At 71.0% G+C, this 19700-nt stretch carries 16 protein-coding genes; 9 read left to right on the forward strand and 7 right to left on the reverse strand.

Features of this window, described 5'->3' with window-relative positions; translation table 11 throughout:
• Positions 1-36: 36 nt before the first annotated feature.
• From OG734_RS32240 to OG734_RS32250, 3 genes are read right to left on the reverse strand one after another with little or no spacing between them, the layout of a single operon-like run.
• A complete protein-coding gene (locus OG734_RS32240) occupies positions 37-1413 on the reverse strand; it encodes an ABC transporter permease (protein WP_330290953.1) in 1377 nt (458 codons plus the stop codon).
• On the reverse strand, positions 1410-2141 hold the full coding sequence (locus OG734_RS32245) for an ABC transporter ATP-binding protein (RefSeq protein WP_330290954.1): 732 nt from the start codon (positions 2139-2141) through the stop codon (positions 1410-1412). The genes OG734_RS32240 and OG734_RS32245 overlap by 4 nt, the downstream gene beginning before the upstream one ends.
• Positions 2138-2671, reverse strand: a complete 534-nt coding sequence (locus OG734_RS32250; RefSeq protein ID WP_330290955.1) for a PadR family transcriptional regulator — start codon at positions 2669-2671, stop codon at positions 2138-2140. The genes OG734_RS32245 and OG734_RS32250 overlap by 4 nt, the downstream gene beginning before the upstream one ends.
• A gap of 163 nt (positions 2672-2834) precedes the next feature.
• On the opposite strand from OG734_RS32250, the gene OG734_RS32255 reads away from it, so the two are divergent.
• From OG734_RS32255 to OG734_RS32265, 3 genes are all read left to right on the forward strand, one after another.
• On the forward strand, positions 2835-3131 hold the full coding sequence (locus OG734_RS32255) for a hypothetical protein (protein ID WP_443065112.1): 297 nt from the start codon (positions 2835-2837) through the stop codon (positions 3129-3131).
• Positions 3132-5300 (forward strand): 4-alpha-glucanotransferase, encoded by a 2169-nt coding sequence (gene malQ, locus OG734_RS32260; RefSeq protein WP_330290956.1) that lies wholly within the window; start codon positions 3132-3134, stop codon positions 5298-5300.
• Positions 5301-5376: 76 nt separating this feature from the next.
• Positions 5377-5637: a hypothetical protein gene (locus OG734_RS32265; protein ID WP_330290957.1), complete on the forward strand. Its 261-nt coding sequence runs from the start codon at positions 5377-5379 to the stop codon at positions 5635-5637.
• A gap of 68 nt (positions 5638-5705) precedes the next feature.
• On the opposite strand, the gene OG734_RS32270 is transcribed toward OG734_RS32265, so the two are convergent.
• Positions 5706-6215 (reverse strand): MarR family winged helix-turn-helix transcriptional regulator, encoded by a 510-nt coding sequence (locus OG734_RS32270; protein WP_330290958.1) that lies wholly within the window; start codon positions 6213-6215, stop codon positions 5706-5708.
• Positions 6216-6361: 146 nt separating this feature from the next.
• Here OG734_RS32270 and OG734_RS32275 point away from each other — a divergent pair, with 146 nt between their 5' ends.
• The gene (locus OG734_RS32275; RefSeq protein ID WP_330290959.1) at positions 6362-7300 is read left to right on the forward strand and encodes an EamA family transporter; all 939 of its coding nucleotides are present in this window, start codon (positions 6362-6364) and stop codon (positions 7298-7300) included.
• A 363-nt stretch (positions 7301-7663) separates the two neighbouring features.
• On the opposite strand, the gene pepN is transcribed toward OG734_RS32275, so the two are convergent.
• Positions 7664-10246 carry an aminopeptidase N gene (pepN, locus tag OG734_RS32280; protein ID WP_330290960.1) on the reverse strand — a complete coding sequence of 861 codons (2583 nt, stop codon included), beginning with the start codon at positions 10244-10246 and terminating at the stop codon, positions 7664-7666.
• Positions 10247-10580: 334 nt separating this feature from the next.
• Between pepN and OG734_RS32290 the strand changes: the two genes are divergently transcribed.
• Positions 10581-10685, forward strand: a complete 105-nt coding sequence (locus tag OG734_RS32290) for a hypothetical protein (protein WP_330293868.1) — start codon at positions 10581-10583, stop codon at positions 10683-10685.
• 95 nt (positions 10686-10780) lie between these two features.
• Here OG734_RS32290 and OG734_RS32295 read toward each other — a convergent pair whose 3' ends face one another.
• Positions 10781-11800 carry an aspartate-semialdehyde dehydrogenase gene (locus OG734_RS32295; RefSeq protein ID WP_330290962.1) on the reverse strand — a complete coding sequence of 340 codons (1020 nt, stop codon included), beginning with the start codon at positions 11798-11800 and terminating at the stop codon, positions 10781-10783.
• A 343-nt stretch (positions 11801-12143) separates the two neighbouring features.
• Here OG734_RS32295 and OG734_RS32300 point away from each other — a divergent pair, with 343 nt between their 5' ends.
• Both OG734_RS32300 and OG734_RS32305 read left to right on the forward strand, forming a co-directional pair.
• Positions 12144-12680, forward strand: a complete 537-nt coding sequence (locus OG734_RS32300) for a sigma-70 family RNA polymerase sigma factor (protein WP_330290963.1) — start codon at positions 12144-12146, stop codon at positions 12678-12680.
• 1 nt (position 12681) lies between these two features.
• On the forward strand, positions 12682-13479 hold the full coding sequence (locus tag OG734_RS32305) for a hypothetical protein (RefSeq protein ID WP_330290964.1): 798 nt from the start codon (positions 12682-12684) through the stop codon (positions 13477-13479).
• A 72-nt stretch (positions 13480-13551) separates the two neighbouring features.
• On the opposite strand, the gene OG734_RS32310 is transcribed toward OG734_RS32305, so the two are convergent.
• Positions 13552-16860 (reverse strand): S8 family serine peptidase, encoded by a 3309-nt coding sequence (locus tag OG734_RS32310; RefSeq protein ID WP_330290965.1) that lies wholly within the window; start codon positions 16858-16860, stop codon positions 13552-13554.
• 286 nt (positions 16861-17146) lie between these two features.
• Between OG734_RS32310 and OG734_RS32315 the strand changes: the two genes are divergently transcribed.
• The gene (locus OG734_RS32315) at positions 17147-17605 is read left to right on the forward strand and encodes an NUDIX hydrolase (protein WP_330290966.1); all 459 of its coding nucleotides are present in this window, start codon (positions 17147-17149) and stop codon (positions 17603-17605) included.
• Between the two features lie 231 nt (positions 17606-17836).
• Complete coding sequence (locus OG734_RS32320) at positions 17837-19606, forward strand: TIGR03767 family metallophosphoesterase (protein WP_330290967.1); 1770 nt, start codon at positions 17837-17839, stop codon at positions 19604-19606.
• Positions 19607-19700: the final 94 nt, after the last annotated feature.

Consider the following 19700-nt stretch of genomic DNA (forward strand, 5'->3'; position numbering starts at 1 on the left):
CCGTTCCCCAGGGCCGGATCGCTCATGCCCGGCCGCTCACACGTACCGCAGCTCCGCCGGATGCACCGAGCGGCGCAGCAACGGCAGCGAGGTGGCCGCGGCGAGCAGGCAGGACACGTACACCGCCGGCGGGACCAGCAGCGCCGTGTACGGCACCGAGCGGCTGCCGTCCTGGGCGATCGTCGCGAACCAGCCGCCGATCAGCAGGCCCCCGGTGCCCGCAAGGAGCAGCGCCGGCGCCAGTGGCAGGGCCGTCTCCAGGAGCAGCGCCCGGCCGAGCACCGCGCGCGGGACTCCGGCGGCGGCCTGGGCGGCCAGGCCCCGGCGGCGGGTCGCCACCGACTCGGCGGTGCCGACGCCGAGCCCGCACAGCGTGATCACCAGGGCGACCAGGACGGCGGCGCCGGTCAGATCGACGCCGGTGGTGTAGAAGGACATGGGCGAGGCCAGCATGTGTTCCCCGCGGTCGCGGAGCGAGGTCAGCAGCACCTCCCGGATGCCGACGAACCCGGTGCCCACGATGGTCACCAGCAGCACCGCCGCATGGGTGCGGGCGGCGGCCCACGGGTCGTCGCGCAGCCGTTCCGCCGCGATCAGCGTCGCCGGATCGGCGGTACGGGCCGCGAGGATCCGCCCTGTGAACCGGGCGGTGGCGCCGGTCAGCCACAGGGCGCCCACACCGGTGATCATCACCACGGCGAACACCAGCACCGGCGCGGTCTCGTACCCGCCGAACGTGTTCGGCGCCAGCAGCAGCCCCACGAACAGCAGACCCAGGGCCGCCATCGGGATCGGCATCCCCGGACCACGCCCCTCGCGCGGAGGCACCCGCCGTACCCGGCCCAGCGGCGAGGCGACCACGCGGCGCAGCGCCAGTACGCTCACCAGCGCGCCCACCACCGGCACGGCCGCCGCGACCAGCGCGATCCCGAACCAGAGGAGCACCGGCGGCTGCGGCCACTCGCCCAGCAGGAGCAGCACGGAGAACACGGTGGCGAGCGCCGAGCCGAGCAGACAGGCAAGCCCCGTCTCCAGTGCCGCGATCCGCCGAACCTGCGCCGCGCCGGCCCCCGCCAGCCGCAGCGCGGCCAGTCGCCGGTCCCGGTGCACGGCCCCGACCCGCGCACACTGCCCGAGGAACCCGAGCACGGGCACGAGCAGCAGCACGAGGGCGAGGACCACGCCGGAGCGCTCGCCGGGCCGGTCCAGCAGCCCGTTGCCGAATGGCACCTGGCGGTAACCGCGTATCGAGGCGACGGCCACAGCGGCCAGCGCGAACCCGGTCGCGAGTACCGCCCCGATCCCCGTGAGCGCGACCCGCCACCACTCCCGCCGGTCGGAACCCCGGGTGAGCAGCCAGGCGAGCCGCAGATCGGTACGCAGGGAGCTGCTCCGGGAAACTTTCGGTGTCACGACGTCACCTCCGCCGCGGCCACGGCGCCGTCGCTCAGCCTGAGTTCGCGGTCCGCGTACGCCGCCACCTGGGCGTCGTGCGTGATCAGCAGGACCGCCGTGCCGGACTCACGGGCCGTGTGTGTCAGTGCCGCCATCACCTGTTCGCCCGCGAGGGAGTCCAGCGCGCCGGTCGGCTCGTCGGCGAAGACCACCTTCGGGCCGGTGACCAGGGCCCGGGCCAGCGAGACGCGCTGCGCCTGGCCGCCGCTCAGCTCGCCCGGCCGCAGCACCTGCTGCCCGAGCACCCCGAACCGCTCCAGCCACTCGCCCGCCCGCTCGTGTGCCGCCGCGCGCGTGGTCCCGGCGAGCAGCAGCGGCAGCGCCACGTTGTCGAGCACGGTCAGTTCGGGAATCAGCTGCCCGAACTGGAAGACGACGCCGAACTCGGTGCGCCGCAGCTCGCTCAGCCGCCGCTCGGGCAGCGTGTCGAGCCGCTCACCGCCGTACTCGACAGTGCCCGCGTCCGGCCGGACGATCCCCGCCAGACAGTGCAGCAGCGTCGACTTCCCGCTGCCGCTGGCCCCCGTGACGGCCAGGATCTCGCCGGCCCGCAGCTCGACCGAGGCGCCGCGCAGCGCCGGTGTCCTGCCGTGCGCCTTGGACAGGCGGCGGGCCGTGAGCAGGGGTGGTGCGGCGTCCCCGGTGGATAGTTGCCCGTCGGACAGTTCCCCGTTGGTGGTGGTCATGCCGTGTCGACCTCCGCGGTCAGTGTGGTGAGCCGGGCCGCCGTGGAGGTCATCCAACGGAGGTCGGCGTCAAGGTGGTTGAGGGCGTAGTCCGCCGAGAGCACCGTCGAGAGGTCCGAGCCCGGCGCGGTCTTGACCGCGGTCAGTTCCCGCATCCGCCTCATGTGCGCGGCGCGCTGGTCCAGCAGATACGCGGCCGGGTCCCCGCCGGCCAGGATCGCGACGACGACCTTGGCGAAGATCTCGTTGACGACGTGCGGCGCGGGGGCGCTGATCTGCCGTACCCAGTCGGCGAGTTCATGCTCTCCGTCGCCGGTCGTCCGGTACTTGGTCCGTTCCGGGCCGCCGTCCGCGTCGGTGCCGTCGACCTCCGCGAGCCCGTCGCGCACCAGGCGCTGCAGGGTCGTGTAGACCTGCCCGTAGGCCAACGGCCGGGCCTGCGGGAAGCGTTCATCGTGCCGTCGCTTGAGGTCGTAGCCATGGCTCGGCCCTCCGGCGAGCAGCCCGAGCAGGATGTGGCGGGTGCTCATGCGGACCATTATGCACCCGCTACATGTACTGAGTGAATAGTGGCTGGCGGGAAACTGGAGGGAGAAGCGGGCGTGACGGGAAGGTGGGGGATTTCGTCCGGAGGGCGGCGGAAGAATCGCGGAATGTGACCGGCGGTACCGTGGTTCGTCCGTTCACCTACGTCTGCGGTCGCGCCCACTGGGTAGGCCTGCGAAAGAAACCCGCCAACCGCCGTCAGCCGTCGTACGCGACAAGGAGGCCTCCGTGGCCGTACCGGCATACATCTTCAGCGCCGAGAGCGCCGCCGCCGAGGCGCCGCTCACCAGCGAGCCGCCGCTGCCCGCCGCCGAGCCCCTCACCAGCGAGCCCCCGCTCGCCGACGCGGAGGCGATGACGAGCGAGCACGCCGACGCCGAAGCTGACCCCACGGGGCTGTACGAGGGCCCGGTTCCGGCACTGTCGGAACTCACGGGGCTGTAGATGTCCGTACACACGCCGGCCGACCCCGCCGAGAGCCATGAGAGCGACGAGTTCCACGAGAGCAGGGAGGGCGGGGAGGGTCGGTCCGAGGAACGGCTCGCGCTCGCCCGCCTCGCCGAGCTGCACGGCGTGGCCCCCTCCTTCCGCCCCTCCCCGGACCGTACGGTCGCCGCCTCCGACGCCGCGCTCGTCGCCGTGCTGGCCGCGCTCGGCGTCGACGCGGTGACCCCGGACGCCGTCCGGGCCGCCCTCGCCGCCCGGGAACGGGAACTGGGGGCGCGGCTGCTGCCCCCGACGGTGGTGTGCGGCGCCGACGGTACGGCGACCGCGCTGGCCGCACTGCCGGAGGGCACCCGCCTGCGCATCCGCACCGAGCAGGGCGACATCTGCGACTCCGTCGACCAACTCCCGCCGGGAGTCCATGAGTTGGATGCCGTGGCACCCGACGGCCGCATCGCCCACGCCCACCTCGTCGTCGCCCCGGCCCGGCTGCCCACGCCCACCGGACGCTCGTACGGCCTCCTCGTCCAGCTCTACTCCCTGCTCTCCCAGCGCTCCTGGGGCATGGGCGACCTGGGTGATCTCGGTGAGCTGAGCGCCTGGGCCGGGCGGGCACTCGGCGCCGGATTCGTGCAGGTCAACCCCTTGCACGCGGCCGTTCCCGGAGCGCCGACCGACCCGTCCCCGTACCGGCCGTCCTCCCGCCGCTTCCCCGATCCCGTGCATCTGCGGGTCGAGGACATCCCCGAGTTCGCGTACATCGAGGAGGCCGTACGCCGTGAGCGGGTGCGCGGGCTGCTGGAGCGGGCCGGGCGGCTGCGGGAGTCGGTGCTGCACGAGGGCGCGCTGATCGACCGGGACGCCGTGTGGGAACTCAAGCGCGAGGCACTGGAGTCGGTGTGCGCCGTACCGCTCGGGCCAGGGCGGCAGGCCGCCTACGCCGACTTCCTCGCCCGGGCCGGTGAGGCACTGGAGGACCACGCCACCTGGTGTGCGCTGGCCGAGGTGCACGGCTCGGACTGGTCACGCTGGCCGGCCGGTCTCCAGGACCCCCGCTCGGCCGAAACCGCCCGCGCCCGGGGCGAGTTGATGGACCGCGTCGACTTCCACTCCCGCCTCGCCTGGCTCACCGACACCCAACTCGCCGACGCCCAGCGGACGGCACGCGACGCGGGCATGCCGGTCGGGATCGTGCACGACCTCGCCGTCGGAGTGCATCCCGGGGGTGCTGACGCCTGGGCGCAGCAGGAGTACTTCGCGGCCGGCATGTCGGTCGGCGCGCCCCCGGACGCCTTCAACGCGCGCGGCCAGGACTGGGGCCTGCCGCCCTGGCGGCCGGACCGCCTGGCCGAGTCCGGCTACGCCCCCTACCGCCAGCTGCTGCGGTCCCTCTTCGGCTACGCGGGTGCTCTGCGCATCGACCACGTCATGGGCCTCTTCCGGCTCTGGTGGGTGCCCCAGGGGCTGGCGCCGACGGAGGGGGCGTACGTCCGTTACGACGCCGAGGCCATGCTCGCCGTCCTCGCGCTGGAGGCCTCGCGGGCCGGGGCGGTCGTGATCGGCGAGGACCTGGGGACCGTGGAGCCGGGGGTGCGGGAGACGCTGCACGAACGCGGGGTGCTCGGCACGTCCGTGCTGTGGTTCGAACGGGACTGGGACGGCGACGGGCGCCCCCTGCCCCCCGACCACTGGCGCGCCGACTGTCTCGCCACCGTCACCACCCACGACCTGCCGCCCACGGCCGCCCGCCTCACCGGCGACCACGTCGAACTCCGCGACCGGCTGGGCCTGTTGACCAACCCCCTGGCCGAGGAACGGGCCGCCGCTGCCGCCGACACGAACGAGTGGCTGACCCTGCTCTCCCGCCTCGGCCTGCTGAAGGGGGGCAGCGGCGGTCGCTCGGAGACGTCGGAGGAGGCCGAGATCCAGGCCGTCCACCGCTATCTGCTCCGCACGCCCGCCCGCATGATCGGCGTCTGGCTCCCGGACGGCGTCGGCGACCGCCGCCCGCAGAACCTGCCGGGTACGTGGAACCAGTACCCGAACTGGCGGCTGCCCATCGCCGACGCGGAGGGCAGGCCGGTGACGCTGGAGGAGCTGGCGGGGTCGTCGCGGCTGTGGGCGCTGGTGGAGGTGTTGCGGGAGGGGGCCGAGAAGGCGGCCGGCTGAGCGGTGGTGGGCGCCCCGGGCCCTCATACGGCACCCCGGGCGCGCGGCCCCGCCGGGCGTTCGCTACTTTTGCACCGTGGACAACAAGAACGGCCTGCGCGCCGGTGCCCTGGTCGCCGGTACGGCGCTGATGATGCTGCTCATGACGTCTCCCGCGCTCGCGGTCACCCGCGACGACGGTGACGACCCCGGCCATGGCCTGAGCGTCATCGATACGCTGGGCCTCTACGTCGCCGCCCCGATCGCCCTGTTCGCGGTCATCGCGGGCCTGGTGATGGTCCTGGACGGTTCCACGGACCGCGCCCCGAAGACCAAGCCCGCCAAGGCGAAGGCCTGACCTTTCGTTCCGAGGGCGCCGTTCTCATCCCGTCCGGTATGGGTGAGAACGGCGCCCTCGGCGTGTTTTCAGCCCTCTGCCGCCGCCAGTAGTTCCCGTAGCAGGTCGGCCAGTTGGCCGGCCTGCTCGGCGTCCAGGGCGGCCAGCGCCTCCGTCTGGGCGGCGACACCGACGCCCACCGCCTCGTCGACGCGGCTCAGCCCCTCCTCCGTGAGAGTGACCTGGAGGCCGCGCCGGTCATGGGGGTCGGGGGAGCGGCGAACCAGCCCGGCCCGCTCCAGTTTGTCGAGACGGCCGGTCATCCCGCCGGTGGTGAGCATCAGCGTCGACGACAGCTGACGCGGCGAGAGCGTGTACGGCTCGCCCGCCCGTCGCAGGGTCGCGAGGACATCGAACTCGCCGCGCGCGATCCCGAACCGCGCGTACGCCTTCTCCGTCCGGTCGCCCATGGCGCGCGCGAGCCGGTAGACGCGGCCGAACACCTCCATCGCGGCGGTGTCGAGATCGGGCCGCACCATCGCCCACTGGTCGATGATCGCGTCGACGGGGTCCCTGCGCTGCGGCGGCTGTGCACTCATGCGCCGAGTATCGCCGAGGGCCGGGTGAACAGTCACTCGCAAGCAAGTAGCTCGGCAGTAGCTCAGTAGTAGCTCGACACTGGCTTGACGCTAAGTAGCTTAGCGCTAAGCTACTTATTGCCGACCTACTCCGAAGGGTGCGCCGCATGCCCGCGAACCGCTCCGCCCTCGTCCCCGTCATCGCCCTCACCGCCCTGGCGCCCATCTCCTGGGGCACCACGTATGCCGTCGCGACGGAGTTCCTCCCGCCCGACCGCCCCCTCTTCACCGGCCTGCTGCGCGCCCTGCCCGCCGGTCTCGTCCTGCTCGCGCTGACCCGGGTGCTGCCGCGCGGCGCCTGGTGGTGGAAGGCGACGGTCCTGGGCGCGCTCAACATCGGCGCCTTCTTCCCGCTGCTGTTCCTGTCCGCGTACCGACTGCCGGGCGGTATGGCGGCGGTCGTCGGGTCGGTGGGCCCGCTGTTCGTCGCCGGGCTCGCGGCGATGCTTCTGGGTGAGCGGCCGGCCATACGCACCCTGCTCACCGGAGTCGCGGCGGCGCTCGGCGTCAGCCTGGTCGTCCTGAAGGCGGCCGGGGCGCTGGACGCCGTGGGCGTGCTGGCCGCCCTCGCCTCCACCGCGTCGATGTCGACGGGCACCGTACTGACGAAGCGCTGGGGCCGCCCGGACGGCGTGGGCCCGCTCGCCCTCACCGGCTGGCAGCTGACCGCCGGCGGCCTGCTCATCGCGCCCCTCGCCCTGCTCGTCGAGGGCGCCCCGCCCGCGCTGGACGGCCGTGCGACCGCCGGGTACCTCTACCTCGCGCTGGCGAACACGGCGGTGGCGTACTGGCTCTGGTTCCGTGGCATCGGCCGCCTCACCGCGACCCAGGTCACCTTCCTCGGCCCGCTCTCCCCGCTGACCGCCGCGATCGTCGGCTGGGCAGCCCTCGGCCAGGCCCTGACCCCGGTCCAACTGGCGGGCATGGGGCTGGCGTTCGGGGCGACGGTGGTGGGGCAGGTGCGGGTGCGCAGGCCTGCTTCGGGGCCGGTGTCCGGTTCCGGGGAGGGGGAGGCGCGAGTTCCCGTTCTGGCGGCGCGGCGCTGATCGAGCGGTCGGACCGGACCACGTTCCCCCTGGTACGCCGAACGGCGCTCCCTGGCAGACCGGGACGCTCCGCCGCTCGATCGGGGCGACGGTGGTGGGGCAGGCGCGGGTGCGTAGGCCTGCTTCGGGGCCGGTGATCGGACGGCTGGGCGGGTCGGGCGGGCAGGGCGGCGACCTCGGCGCGGATCGACGGCGTGGCTGTGTACACCGTGCCGGGCAGTCGGTTGCCGCCGACGACCGGCGCCGGTCGGCTGACGGGATCGCGGTGGACCACGTTTCCCCTGGTACGCCGAACGGCGCGCCCCGGTAGACCGGGACGCGCCGTTCGATGCGAGTGCTCAGCGCGAGTCGACGACTCAGGAGTTACGAGGCCGCCGCGTCCGCCGCCTGTGCCCTGAGCGCGCGCTCGACACCGGAACGGGACTCCGAGACGAGCCGTCGCAGGGCGGCGTTCGGCTCGGCGGCCTTCAGCCAGGCGTCCGTCTTCGCCAGGGTCTCCTGGGACACCTGGACCGCCGGGTAGAGGCCGACCGCGATCTGCTGGGCGATCTCGTGCGAGCGCGAGTCCCAGGCCTCCTTGACCACCGCGAAGTACTTGTCGGTGTACGGCTCAAGCAGCTCGCGCTGGTCGGTCTGGACGAAGCCCCCGATCACCGCCTCCTGGACGGCGTTCGGCAGCTTGTCGGACTCGATGACCGACGCCCAGGCCTCCGCCTTGGCCTCCGGGGTCGGACGGGCGGCCCGGGCGGTGGCGGCGTGACGTTCGCCGGCCGCCGTCTTGTCGCGCTCGTACTCGCCCGCGATCTCCTCCTCGTCGAAGCGCCCGACGGCCGCCAGCCGCTGGACGAACGACCAGCGCAGCTCGGTGTCGACGGCGAGGCCCTCGATGGTCTGCGTGCCTTCGAGCAGGGCGTCCAGAAGGTCCAGCTGCTCCGGCGTACGGGCCGTCGCCGCGAACGCGCGGGCCCAGGCCAGCTGGTGGTCGGAGCCCGCCTCGGCCGCCCGGAGGTGGGCGAGCGTGGCGTCCGTCCAGCGGGTCAGCAGGGCCTCGCGGGCGGTCGGGTCGGCGTACAGGTCGATCGCCAGCTTCACCTGCCGCTGGAGCGACTGCACGACACCGATGTCCGACTCCTTGCCGATGCCCGACAGGACGAGGGAGAGGTAGTCGTGGGTGGCCAGTTCGGCGTCACGGGTCATGTCCCAGGCGGAGGCCCAGCACAGCGCGCGCGGGAGAGAGGCCTCGAAGTCGCCCAGGTGCGCGGTGACGAAGGCGAGGGACTCGTCGTCGAGCCGGACCTTGGAGTACGACAGGTCGTCGTCGTTGAGCAGGATCACGGCCGGACGACGCCTGCCGACCAGCTGCGGTACGGCCGTCAGCTCGCCGTCGACGTCCAGCTCGATGCGCCCGTTCTCGTCGTCGCGGAGCAGCTTCCCGCTCTCGTCGTCGAGGTCGTACAGGCCGACGGCGATCCGGTGCGGCCGGAGCGTCGGCTCACCCTTGGCACCGGCGGGCAGGGCCGGGGCCTCCTGGCGGATGGCGAACGCGGTGATGACACCGTTCGCGTCCGTCTCGATCTCGGGACGCAGGATGTTGATACCGGCCGTCTCCAGCCAGGACTTCGACCACGCCTTCAGATCACGCCCGGAGGTCTCCTCCAGGGCGCCCAGCAGGTCGCTGAGCCGCGTGTTGCCGTACGCGTGCTGCTTGAAGTAGGCCTGCACGCCCGCGAAGAACGCGTCCATGCCGACGTACGCGACGAGCTGCTTCAGTACGGAGGCGCCCTTGGCGTACGTGATGCCGTCGAAGTTGACGAGGACGTCGTCGAGGTCGCGGATCTCCGCCATGATCGGGTGGGTGGACGGCAGTTGGTCCTGGCGGTACGCCCACGTCTTCATGGAGTTGGCGAAGCTGGTCCAGGAGTGCGGCCAGCGCGAGCCGGGGGCGTACGCCTGGCACGCGATGGAGGTGTAGGTGGCGAACGACTCGTTCAGCCACAGGTCGTTCCACCACTCCATGGTGACGAGGTCGCCGAACCACATGTGCGCCAGCTCGTGCAGGATCGTCTCGGCGCGCGTCTCGTACGCGGCGTCGGTGACCTTGGAGCGGAACACGTACTGGTCGCGGATGGTGACCGCGCCCGCGTTCTCCATGGCACCGGCGTTGAACTCGGGAACGAACAACTGGTCGTACTTCTTGAAGGGGTACGCGTAGTCGAACTTCTCCTGGAACCACTCGAAGCCCTGCCGGGTCACCGCGAAGATGGCGTCGGAGTCGAGGAACTCGGCGAGCGAGGGCCGGCAGTAGATACCGAGCGGAACGGTCTGCCCGTCCGCCTCGTACACGCTGTGGACCGAGTGGTACGGCCCGACGATGAGCGCGGTGATGTACGTGGAGATACGGGGCGTCGGCTCGAAGCGCCAGACGTCGTCCTTGGGCTCGGGCATCGGCGAGTTGGAGATGACGGTCCAGCCGGACGGCGCTGTCACCGTGAACTGGAAGGTCGCCTTGAGATCAGGCTGCTCGAACGACGCGAACACGCGCCGCGCGTCCGGCACCTCGAACTGGGTGTAGAGATACGCCTGCTGGTCGACGGGGTCGACGAAGCGGTGCAGGCCCTCACCGGTGTTGGTGTACGCGCAGTCGGCGACGACACGCAGCACGTTGCGGCCCACCAGCAGTCCTGGCAGCGCGATCCGGGAGTCCTTGAAGACCTCGTCGGGGTCGAGCGCGTCCCCGTTGAGCGTGACCTCGTGGACGGCCGGGGCCACCAGGTCAATGAAGGACTCCGCGCCGGTTTCGGCGGAGTCGAAGCGCACCGTGGTCACGGACCTGTAGGTGCCGCCCTCCTGTGCGCCGGAGAGATCGAGATCGATCTCGTACGAGTCAACGGTGAGCAGCTTCGCCCGCGCTTGCGCCTCTTCGCGGGTCAGGTTTGTGCCAGGCACGCGGTCATCTCCTCGTATGTGTGGGTTGCGCCATCCTTCCATGGGATCCGCGGCTGACGCGATGTCCTTAACCCGCCGGTGAGCGCGGGTGGACCGGTGGTCCACTGATCCCTGAGAGGGTGCGTTCTGCTGACGTTCCGGGGGGCTGGATGGTTCCGCTCCCCGGGGGAGGTGGGGATGAATAGGCGAACGGTAATGCTATTGGCATGAATCGCGGTGAAATCTCCTTGGTGGACCTCGACCCTGCTGTGGGTAGCGAGCCGGACAAGACGCGCCCGGCGATCCCGCAGCCGAGTGCGGCCTGAGGGTTGACTCCAAGGCACAGTGCGAACAGATCCGAGCCCTCGCCTTCTCCAGGATCGGGCACCGCATCGGCACGGTGCCGCCGCAAGTACTCAAGGAGATCGACCGGGCGCTTCGGCAGCAACAGACGCTCTGAGGTGCGACAAAAGGGGGTGCTCACCGGTCGCCGTCGCCGGTGGGCACCCCAGAGTCATACCGCTGGTGGCTTCGATACTCCTACCAGCGGGGCGGTTACTTCCCGCGCAACTCCACCGCCACCAGCTCCGCGATCTGCACCGCGTTCAACGCGGCGCCCTTCCGCAGGTTGTCGTTGGAGACGAAGAACGCGAGCCCGTTCTCCGACGTCTCGTCCACGCGGATCCGGCCCACGAACGACGCGTCCTGGCCGGCTGCCTCAAGGGGGGTCGGGATCTCGGAGAGGACGACACCCGGGGCGGCGGCCAGCAGCTCCGTCGCCCGCTCCACCGACAGCGGGCGCGCGAACCGTGCGTTCACCTGCAGGGAGTGCCCCGAGAACACCGGGACGCGGACACACGTACCGGACACCTTCAGCTCCGGGATCTCCAGGATCTTGCGGGACTCGTTGCGGAGCTTCTGCTCCTCGTCCGTCTCGAACGAACCGTCGTCCACCAGATTGCCCGCCAGCGGCAGCACGTTGAACGCGATCGGCCGCTTGTAGACCTGCGGTTCGGGGAAGTCGACCGCCGAACCGTCGTGCGTCAGCTTGTCCGCGTCGGCGACCACCTTCTGCGCCTGCCCGTGCAGTTCCGCCACACCCGCCACGCCCGAACCGGACACCGCCTGGTACGTCGCGACGACCAGCGCATCGAGGCCCGCCTCCGCGTGCAGCGGCTGGAGAACCGGCATCGCGGCCATCGTCGTGCAGTTCGGGTTGGCGATGATGCCCTTGGGGCGGTCGACGATCGCGTGCGGGTTCACCTCGGAGACGACCAGGGGTACGTCCGGGTCCCGGCGCCACGCCGACGAGTTGTCGATCACGACCGCACCCTGCGCGGCGACCTTCTCCGCCAGTGCCTTCGAGGTCGCGCCGCCCGCCGAGAACAGCACGATGTCGAGGCCGGTGTAGTCGGCCGTCGCCGCGTCCTCCACCGTCACACCGTCGAGGACCGACCCCGCGGACCGCGCCGACGCGAACAGCCGCAGCTCGCTGACCGGGAACTCGCGCTCGACGAGGATCCTGCGCATGACCGTGCCGACCTGACCGGTGGCTCCGACGATTCCGACCCTCACGACGACTCCTTCTGTATGGCGCTGTATTGCGTGACCGATGCGCGACCGGCGCATTTCCATCATGCGTCCCACCCGGGGCAACATGTCCAATCCTTTGCCGAGCATGCCCGAGGACTGGGACGGAACACGGGCGGCGCACGGTTGCGATCGTCCGGCCGCACCCCTCCTGAGCTGGAGAAACCCGCCCGGCAGGGATCGTCTGGCGCAAGCTGTACGGGCCTGGGCCGACCGGGGACGGGCGAGGCCGGGGTCTCGCTTCGGTAACGGTGTGACGTACGTCTCCGCAGAGGCCGAACGTTTTGGGCGCACTCGGCGTCGTAGGAGAAACGCGGCGAGGGGGAGGGTGCTTGTGCTGCGCAGAAAGGCCCGACGCGTCCAGGAGGACGACCACGGCGACCCGCTGGACGCGGCGCAGGAGCGCAGGGTCCGGGCGGTGCTCGCGCTCGGAGGCGTGCCGCAGGCGGACCTGCTGGACGGGGTACAGCAGGTCCGCCTGCGGCTGCTGGAACGCACCGCGAACGGACATGAGGCGCCGCGTGACGTCTCGGCGTGGGCGGCGGTCGTCGCCTCCAACCTCGCCATGGACTGGCATCGCGCCAAGCGCCGCCAGGAACGGCTGGGGGAGCGGCTCGCCTCCCTGCGCCAGCCGGCGGCGCAGCCTTCCGGCGAGGAGACGAGCCTGCTCTCCCTCGCCGTCGCCCGAGGGCTGGACGACCTGCCCGACCCTCAGCGTCAGGTACTGGTCCTGCGTTTCTACGCCGACCTGCCGGTGCGCGGGATCGCCGAGGAACTGGGCATCCCGGAGGGCACGGTCAAGAGCAGGCTGCACACGGCGGTACGGGCACTGCGCGCCCGCCTGCACGAGGACGAGGTGGTGTGACATGGCCGCCGAACACGACGGTGTGGACGCGCTGATGGCCGCGCTGACGGACGATCCGCTGCCCGAAGGGGCCCTCACGGACGCCGACTTCATGGCCGAGCACTGGTCGGCGGCGGCCGATGTGGCGCTGCTGCGCGAGCAGTTGGGGCTCATCGGGGGCGCGCTGGCGTCTCAGGAACGCACGGAGGCGGAGGCAGAATCGGAGAGGGTGCGAAGGGCGGTGCGAAAGGCGGCCCGGGTTCCGGTACGGGAACGGCGGTACTGGCGTCCGCTGCGCACCCTCGCCCTCGGTGTCGCCGCCGTGGCCGCCGCGGGGACCCTGTCCGCGGGGTCGGTGTGGCTCCTCTCGCAGGCCGGGAACGGGGTCGAGGACTCCGGGGCGTCCTCGACGGCCGACTCCGGGCCGGCCTACTCGCGCGCCCCGCAGAGCGACGGCGACGAGGGCGCCAAGGACGGGGGCGGCTCGGGTGCGCTGACCCGCCCCGGATACCTCGCCTGCGCCCGCCTGGTCGTCGAGGGGACGGTCGCCGTCGTGGAGAGGGGACCCGTCCCCGGCCAGGACCGGATCACCCTGGACGTGACCCGTTACTACAAGCCGGACAAGGGCCCGGCCGAGGTGACGTTCGTGATGGACCAGGAGGTCGACCCCAGGCTGGCCGTGGGCGACCACACCCTGATCGGCATCGTGACGGGCGCTGCGTCCCCCGACACCTGGGCCCTCGGCGACAAGGAGATCGCCGCCGGACGGGCCGGGATCACGGCCGCGCTGCCGGAATCGCGCACTCTTTCGTGCGGGTGAACCGAAAGGGGCGGGCGTCCGGTACCAGGTACCGGACGCCCGCCCCCGTGGTCGTACTGGTCGTACCTACCGCTACGGTGTGACCTTCTCGATCTTCACGTTGCCGACACCGGCGACCGTGCCGTGCGCGTTCACCAGGGACACCTGGCCGAAGAACTCACGGCCCGCCGGCGCGGGCGCCGAGGCGACGATGTTGCCGGAGACGGTCGCCGAGGCGCCCGTGCCGAGCTTCACCGGGGTGCCGGCGACCTGGATGGAGCCCAGGGCGGCCGAGTAGAAGACGTCCTGGTAGTCGTACGCGGTCGTACCGGCCGGGATCGCGTAGCCGATGACCTGGACGCTGTACGTTCCGGCGGCGGGCGAGGCGATGGAGACCGCCTCCTCCGAGTCGCCGTCGGCGGAGTTGGCGACCTCGTTGCCGGCCGCGTCGTACACGAACAGGTCGAGGTCGGCGGCCGTGTCCGAGACGTTGCCGATGGCGACGTCCAGGGACGCGGCGCCCGCGGGCACCTCGACCGTGGTCGTCTGGGTCTCGCCGTTGGCGATGGTCGGACGGGCGTTCAGCGAGGAGCCGAGCGGACCGCCGGCCAGCTTGCCGTCGACCGGGGCGAGGTTGTTCGTCAGCTTCCAGGAGGCGGCGATCGGGGTGCCGACCTTGGCCTCGGGAACGGTCACGACATCCGGGTCGAAGGTCGCGCCCAGGACGGTGGCGTCCAGCTTGTACGGGTTGTCGAGCAGCGGCGACGTACGGCGCGACTCGACCTCGACCTCCCAGACACCGGCCTGCGGGTTCGGGTACGAACGCACGTCGGGCGCACAGCCGTTGGTGTTCGGGTAGTTGCTGTAGCAGTACGGCGTGCCCGTGTCCTCGACCGGGACACCGTACGGGTGGATCGAGATGAACCGGGTCTGGCTGGTGGCCGCCAGTCCGCTGATCGCGACCTCAAGGGTCTTGGCGCCCTCGGGCACGGTCAGGAAGTAGGACTGGGTGCTGTTGCGCTGCACCGAACCCGACGCGGAGAACGTGTACTTGACCGGCGTCGAGACCACGACCGTGGTCAGGATCTGCTTGTCGATGCCCTCGGTCTTCGGGTCGTCGACCTCAAGGATGGCGCTCTTGATGCCGGCCGTCTCGGACTTCGCGGCGACCTTGACGGTGACCGGCTTGTTCAGCTCCAGCTTGACCTCGTCGGAGCCGACGATCTTGAAGGTGTCAGCGGCGTTGTTCTCGAAGTGCAGCTCGTGCCGGATCGCCTTGGCGGGACCGGACGTACGCGTCACGGTGATCTCGTACGACTTCTTGACGCCGGCCTTGAGGCCGCCCTCACGGTCGTAGAGGCCGGTGCCGAAGCCCGGGGTCTTCAGCGCGAAGTCGATCGCGGTGTCGACCGGGGCCTTGACCGTGTACTCGTGGGCGGTGGCGCCGTCCTTGATGGCCTTCCACGCGTCCACGATGTTGATGAGGCCCGCGCCCTCCTCGTAAGCCTGCACACCCTTGATGTGGTCGGCGTTCGAGACGAGGGCCGTGCGGAGGTCGGCCGGGGAGAGGGTGATGCCCTTCTCCTTGGCGGCCGACAGCAGCAGCGCCGAGGCGCCGGCGGCCTGCGGGGACGCCATCGAGGTGCCCTGGAGCATCGAGTAGCCGGCCGGGAGGGTGTAGCCCGCCTGGGCGACCGGGGAGCCGGGCAGCCAGGTCTGCGTGGTGTTGATCGAGGCGCCGGGCGCGGTGATCGTCGGCGTGAAGCCGCCGTCCTCACGCGGGCCGCGCGACGAGAACGGCATCATCGCGTACTTCTTCGACACGGCGGAGCCGTAGTTGGACGCCCAGGTCTCCTTGGAGATGGACGCGCCGACCGAGATGACCTTGTCCGCCAGACCGGGGTCGCCGATCGTGTTGGCGCCCGGGCCGGAGTTGCCGGCCGAGATCACGAGCTGTACGCCGTACGTGTCGATCAGACGCGTGTACAGCGCGGCGCGCGCGTTGCTGCCGTCGTTCAGCGCCGGGAGGCCGCCGATCGACATGTTGACGATGTCGACGCCACGGTTGACGACGAGGTCGAGCATGCCCTCGGTGAGCGCGACGTTGGTGCAGCTCGGGCCGAAGACACAGGCGCGCGAGGACACGATCTTGGCGCCGGGAGCGGCACCGTTCATCTTGCCGCCGAACAGGCTGTTCGCCGCGGTGATACCGGCGACGTGGGTGCCGTGCTCGGACGAGATCATGCCGATGTTCGCGTAGTCGGCCTTCGCGCCGGCCGCGTTGTAGACGACGTCCTTGCGGGTCTCGACGACGAACGGGATGCGCTCGGCGACATCGGTCGCCGGGTTGTCCGTCCCGAAGTAGCCGACCTGGTAGCCGTCCTTGTACGCCTTCATCGGCTTGTCGTCGGTGAAGTCGTGGTTGTCGTTCACGTCGACGGTGACCGTGCCGGCGGCGGCGTCGTACAGCACGCCCCAGACGTCGGTCTTGTCGCCGTCGCGGTTGACGTCACCGGCCTGGTCGCCACCGGCGGTGGCGGACTCGGCGAAGTAGTTGAACTTGTAGTCGCCGACCGGCGCCGTGAAGTTCTCGGTGCCCTGGGTGGCCGTGGTGATGGCGAAGGCCGGACCGGAGACCGCCTTCGTCATCCGCAGCCAGCTGCCGTCACCGTCGTTGACCGGGTCGGTGGACGTCACCCAGTCGACGATCTTGCGCTCGCCGGTGGTGGTCTTCTGCAGCGCGGGGTGCGCCAGGTCCACACCGGAGTCGAGGATGCCGATGGTGATACCGCGGCCGTCCGCCTTCGGGTTCTTCTTCACGAAGTCGACGGCGCCCGTCTCGAACGACGGGTTGTACGGGTTCTCGGCGGGGGTCTTCTTGTCCGGCGCCGCGTAAGTGGTGGCGGCACTCGCCTGGGGGGCGGAGGCGGTGTCGGCACTCGGCGTCGGGTCGTCCAGCGGGATGTCCTGGCGCAGGTCGATCGCGTTTACGGAGGAGAGCTTGGCGGCGGCGGCGATGGCCGAGTCCGCCTTCGCGGTCGGGACGGTGGCGCGGACGTAGCCGACCTTGTCGAAGGTCCGGCCGACGAGGCCGCCCTGGACCGCGTCCAGCTGCGCGGCGACCTGCTCGGTCTGGCCCGGCGTGGTGGCGATCATCATCGTGACGGTCTTGTCGCCGTCGGCCTTGGCCTCGGAGAGGAGTTCAGCGTCGTCGGAACCGAGCTTGTCGTGTGCCGACTTGACGGAACCGTCGGCCGGGGCCGCGTCCGTCGCCGTGTCCGCGGAGAAGGCCATCGGTATGGGCCCGGCCGCGGAGAGAGCGGCCACCAGTCCGGCGGCTGCGGCAATGCGCGCCACACGTCTCGCGCCCGAGATCGGCGCGCGCTGAGGGGTGAGGGTCATCGGCATCCCTTGTAGGTAAAGGAGCGTGCTTTGAGCGGCCGAGTTGATCGGCCTTGGCCAAGAGCGTCCGGATTACGACGCCGGACGATCACACAGCTTTACCTAAGGGGCGGATGTTTGTGGATGGTTGGCGGAAACTATATGAACGAGTGGGGAAAACCCGCGATGCGCTTTGCACGGATGGAGTCTGAATCACGGTACTTCGTACCCGGCGTCTACGTCGTACCCGGCATCGTTCGGGCACAATCCACCTGAACGTACCCGCCCCGCACGCTAACGTCCCCATATGCGCAAGACGCTGCGGGTAGCCGCGTACGCCGTTGTCGTCCGGAACGGACAGATCCTGCTCGCCCGCAGCCCCGCCGACGGGGGCGGTCACGAGTGGGTGCTGCCGGGCGGCGGCATGGAACACGGCGAGGATCCCTACGACACCGTCCGCCGCGAGCTCATGGAGGAGACGGGCTACCGCGTCGACGTGACGGGCCTGCTGGGCATCGACTCCGTCCGCCACACGTTCACCCACCGCTGGCGGCGACCGGCGGACCACCAAGGCCTACGACTGGTCTACGAGGGCCTGATCACCGGCGGTGAACTCCGCCCGGAGACGAACGGTTCCACGGACCTGGCCGCCTGGCACGACCTGGGCGCGGTGGCGGGACTGCGGAAGGTGCGGATGGTGGACGTCGGGCTGGAGCTGTGGCTGGAACGGCCGGCGGCGGGGCGGGTCGTGAAGGCCGAGAAGTAGGTTCAGTACCCCGGAAAATGAACGTGGAGTGACCGACTCCGGGCCGTTCGCCGTGCGGTCGTGAACGGGCGAGGTGGCCCAAGATCCACGTACGGAGATCGGCGTCGCGCGTTGCTGCCTCGTTCACGCGCAGGTCATCCCCGGTGCCAAGCATCCAGTGTGAGCGGGACGTTCGCGACTGCGATCGCCCGTGACCACTTCCGACGCGTTCGCACTCGGGGAGACCGCGCCATGTCGCGCACACGCTCTGTCGCCAGCCCCACTCCGGGGGTCAACCGACGTACCGTACTCGCCGCGGCCGGGGCGGTGTCCGTCTCGGCGGGCGTCGGCTACGCGCTGCGGCCCAGTGACAGCCAGGCCGCCACGATGGCCGAGGCCGCAGCCGCCGAGGCTCCGGTGGCCGTGTCCCGTCAGGCGGTGCCGGCCGCGCTCGCCCCGTCCATCCGGGGCACCACGCTCCACACGGTCTCCGCACCCGTCGGCACGGGCGGCTACCGGCGCCTCGGCGAGGGCCCGGCGTGGGGACGGGTGGTGCGTACGGAACTGGCGTCGCCGAACTCGGCCCGTGCCGCCCGCCGGACCACGATGGCGGCCTTCGTCCAGTTCACGGACCTTCACCTGACCGACGTACAGCACCCGCTGCGCCTGGAGTACATGCGCTCGGCCGACCGGCACGCCTGGCGCCCGCACGAGGCACTGTCGGTGCAGGGAGCGACCTCGCTGGTCGAGCGGATCAACGCACTGCGCGGAGCCCCGGTCACCGGCTCCCCGCTCCAGTTCGTGATGACCACCGGCGACAACACGGACAACAACGCGCACTCCGAGCTGGAGTGGTTCATGAAGGTGATGAGCGGCGGCCGGATGACGCCGAACACCGGTGACCCGCGCCATTACGAGGGCGTCCAGAACAGCGGCCTCCCGCTCTACTGGCAGCCGGACTCCGCCACCCGCGACTCCGACAAGCAGCACGGCTTCCCGCACATCGAGGGCTTCCTCGCGGCAGCGATACGGGAGGTGCGCAGCCCCGGCCTGAACCTGCCCTGGTACTCGACGGTCGGCAACCACGACTCCCTCCCCCTCGGGTGCTACGCCTCCCACGCAGACCCCTTCCTCACCGACTTCGCGGTCGGCGGCAAGAAGCTGATGGATCTGCCGACCGCGCGCAGCAAGGCACTCCAGGACCAGATCAGGAGCTCCGACGACCCAAGGGGCATCCGGTTCCGCGAACTGATCCAGGCCCACACCCGCGACCTGCGCTCGGTCACCCCGGACGAGAACAGGGCCCCGTTCACCCGGGCCGACTATCTGAAGGCGCACCTGGATCCGGCGTACGCGGGCGTGGGACCGGTGGGCCACGGCTACTCGACAGCCAACCTCGACTCCGGCACCCAGTACTACACCTTCCGCATCTCGGACGACGTCGTCGGCATCAGCATCGACACCACCGACCCGGGCGGCCACTACCAGGGCTCGATCGGCGCGGCCCAAGTGCGCTGGCTGGACCGGACGTTGCGGGAGCACGCGAAAGCGGGCTCGTACGCCATCGTCTTCAGCCACCACACCAGCGAGTCGATGACCAACACCCACCGCGACCCGGCCCACCCGGACGAACGGCGCTACGACGGCGCGGACGTCGTGGCTCTCCTCGCCAGCCACCGCAACGTCCTGGCCTGGGTGAACGGCCACATCCACCGCAACGTCATCACCGCACACCCGGCTCCGGACGACCGCTCGTTCTGGGAGATCTCCACGGCGTCGCACATCGACTTTCCCCAACTGGCCCGCGTCATAGAGCTGGTGGACAACAACGACGGCACGCTCTCCCTGTTCACGACCCTGGTGGAATCGGCGGCCCCACACCGGACGGACTACTCGGACCTGTCCCAGACGGGACTGGCGGCCCTGTACCGGGAGTTGTCGTTCAACGCGCCGGGGGCGCGGGTGGATCTGTCGGGGGGCGCGGGGGACCGGAACGTGGAGCTGGTGCTGAAGAAGGGCTGACCGGAGATCGACAGCGCGGTCCTGTCCCTGGAAGTGCCCAGCCCCTGATCGGCCGAGGTTCGGCGTACGTATCACGGGAGTGGGCGCGGCGAGG

Source organism: Streptomyces sp. NBC_00576, from assembly GCF_036345175.1.
Classification (GTDB): domain Bacteria; phylum Actinomycetota; class Actinomycetes; order Streptomycetales; family Streptomycetaceae; genus Streptomyces.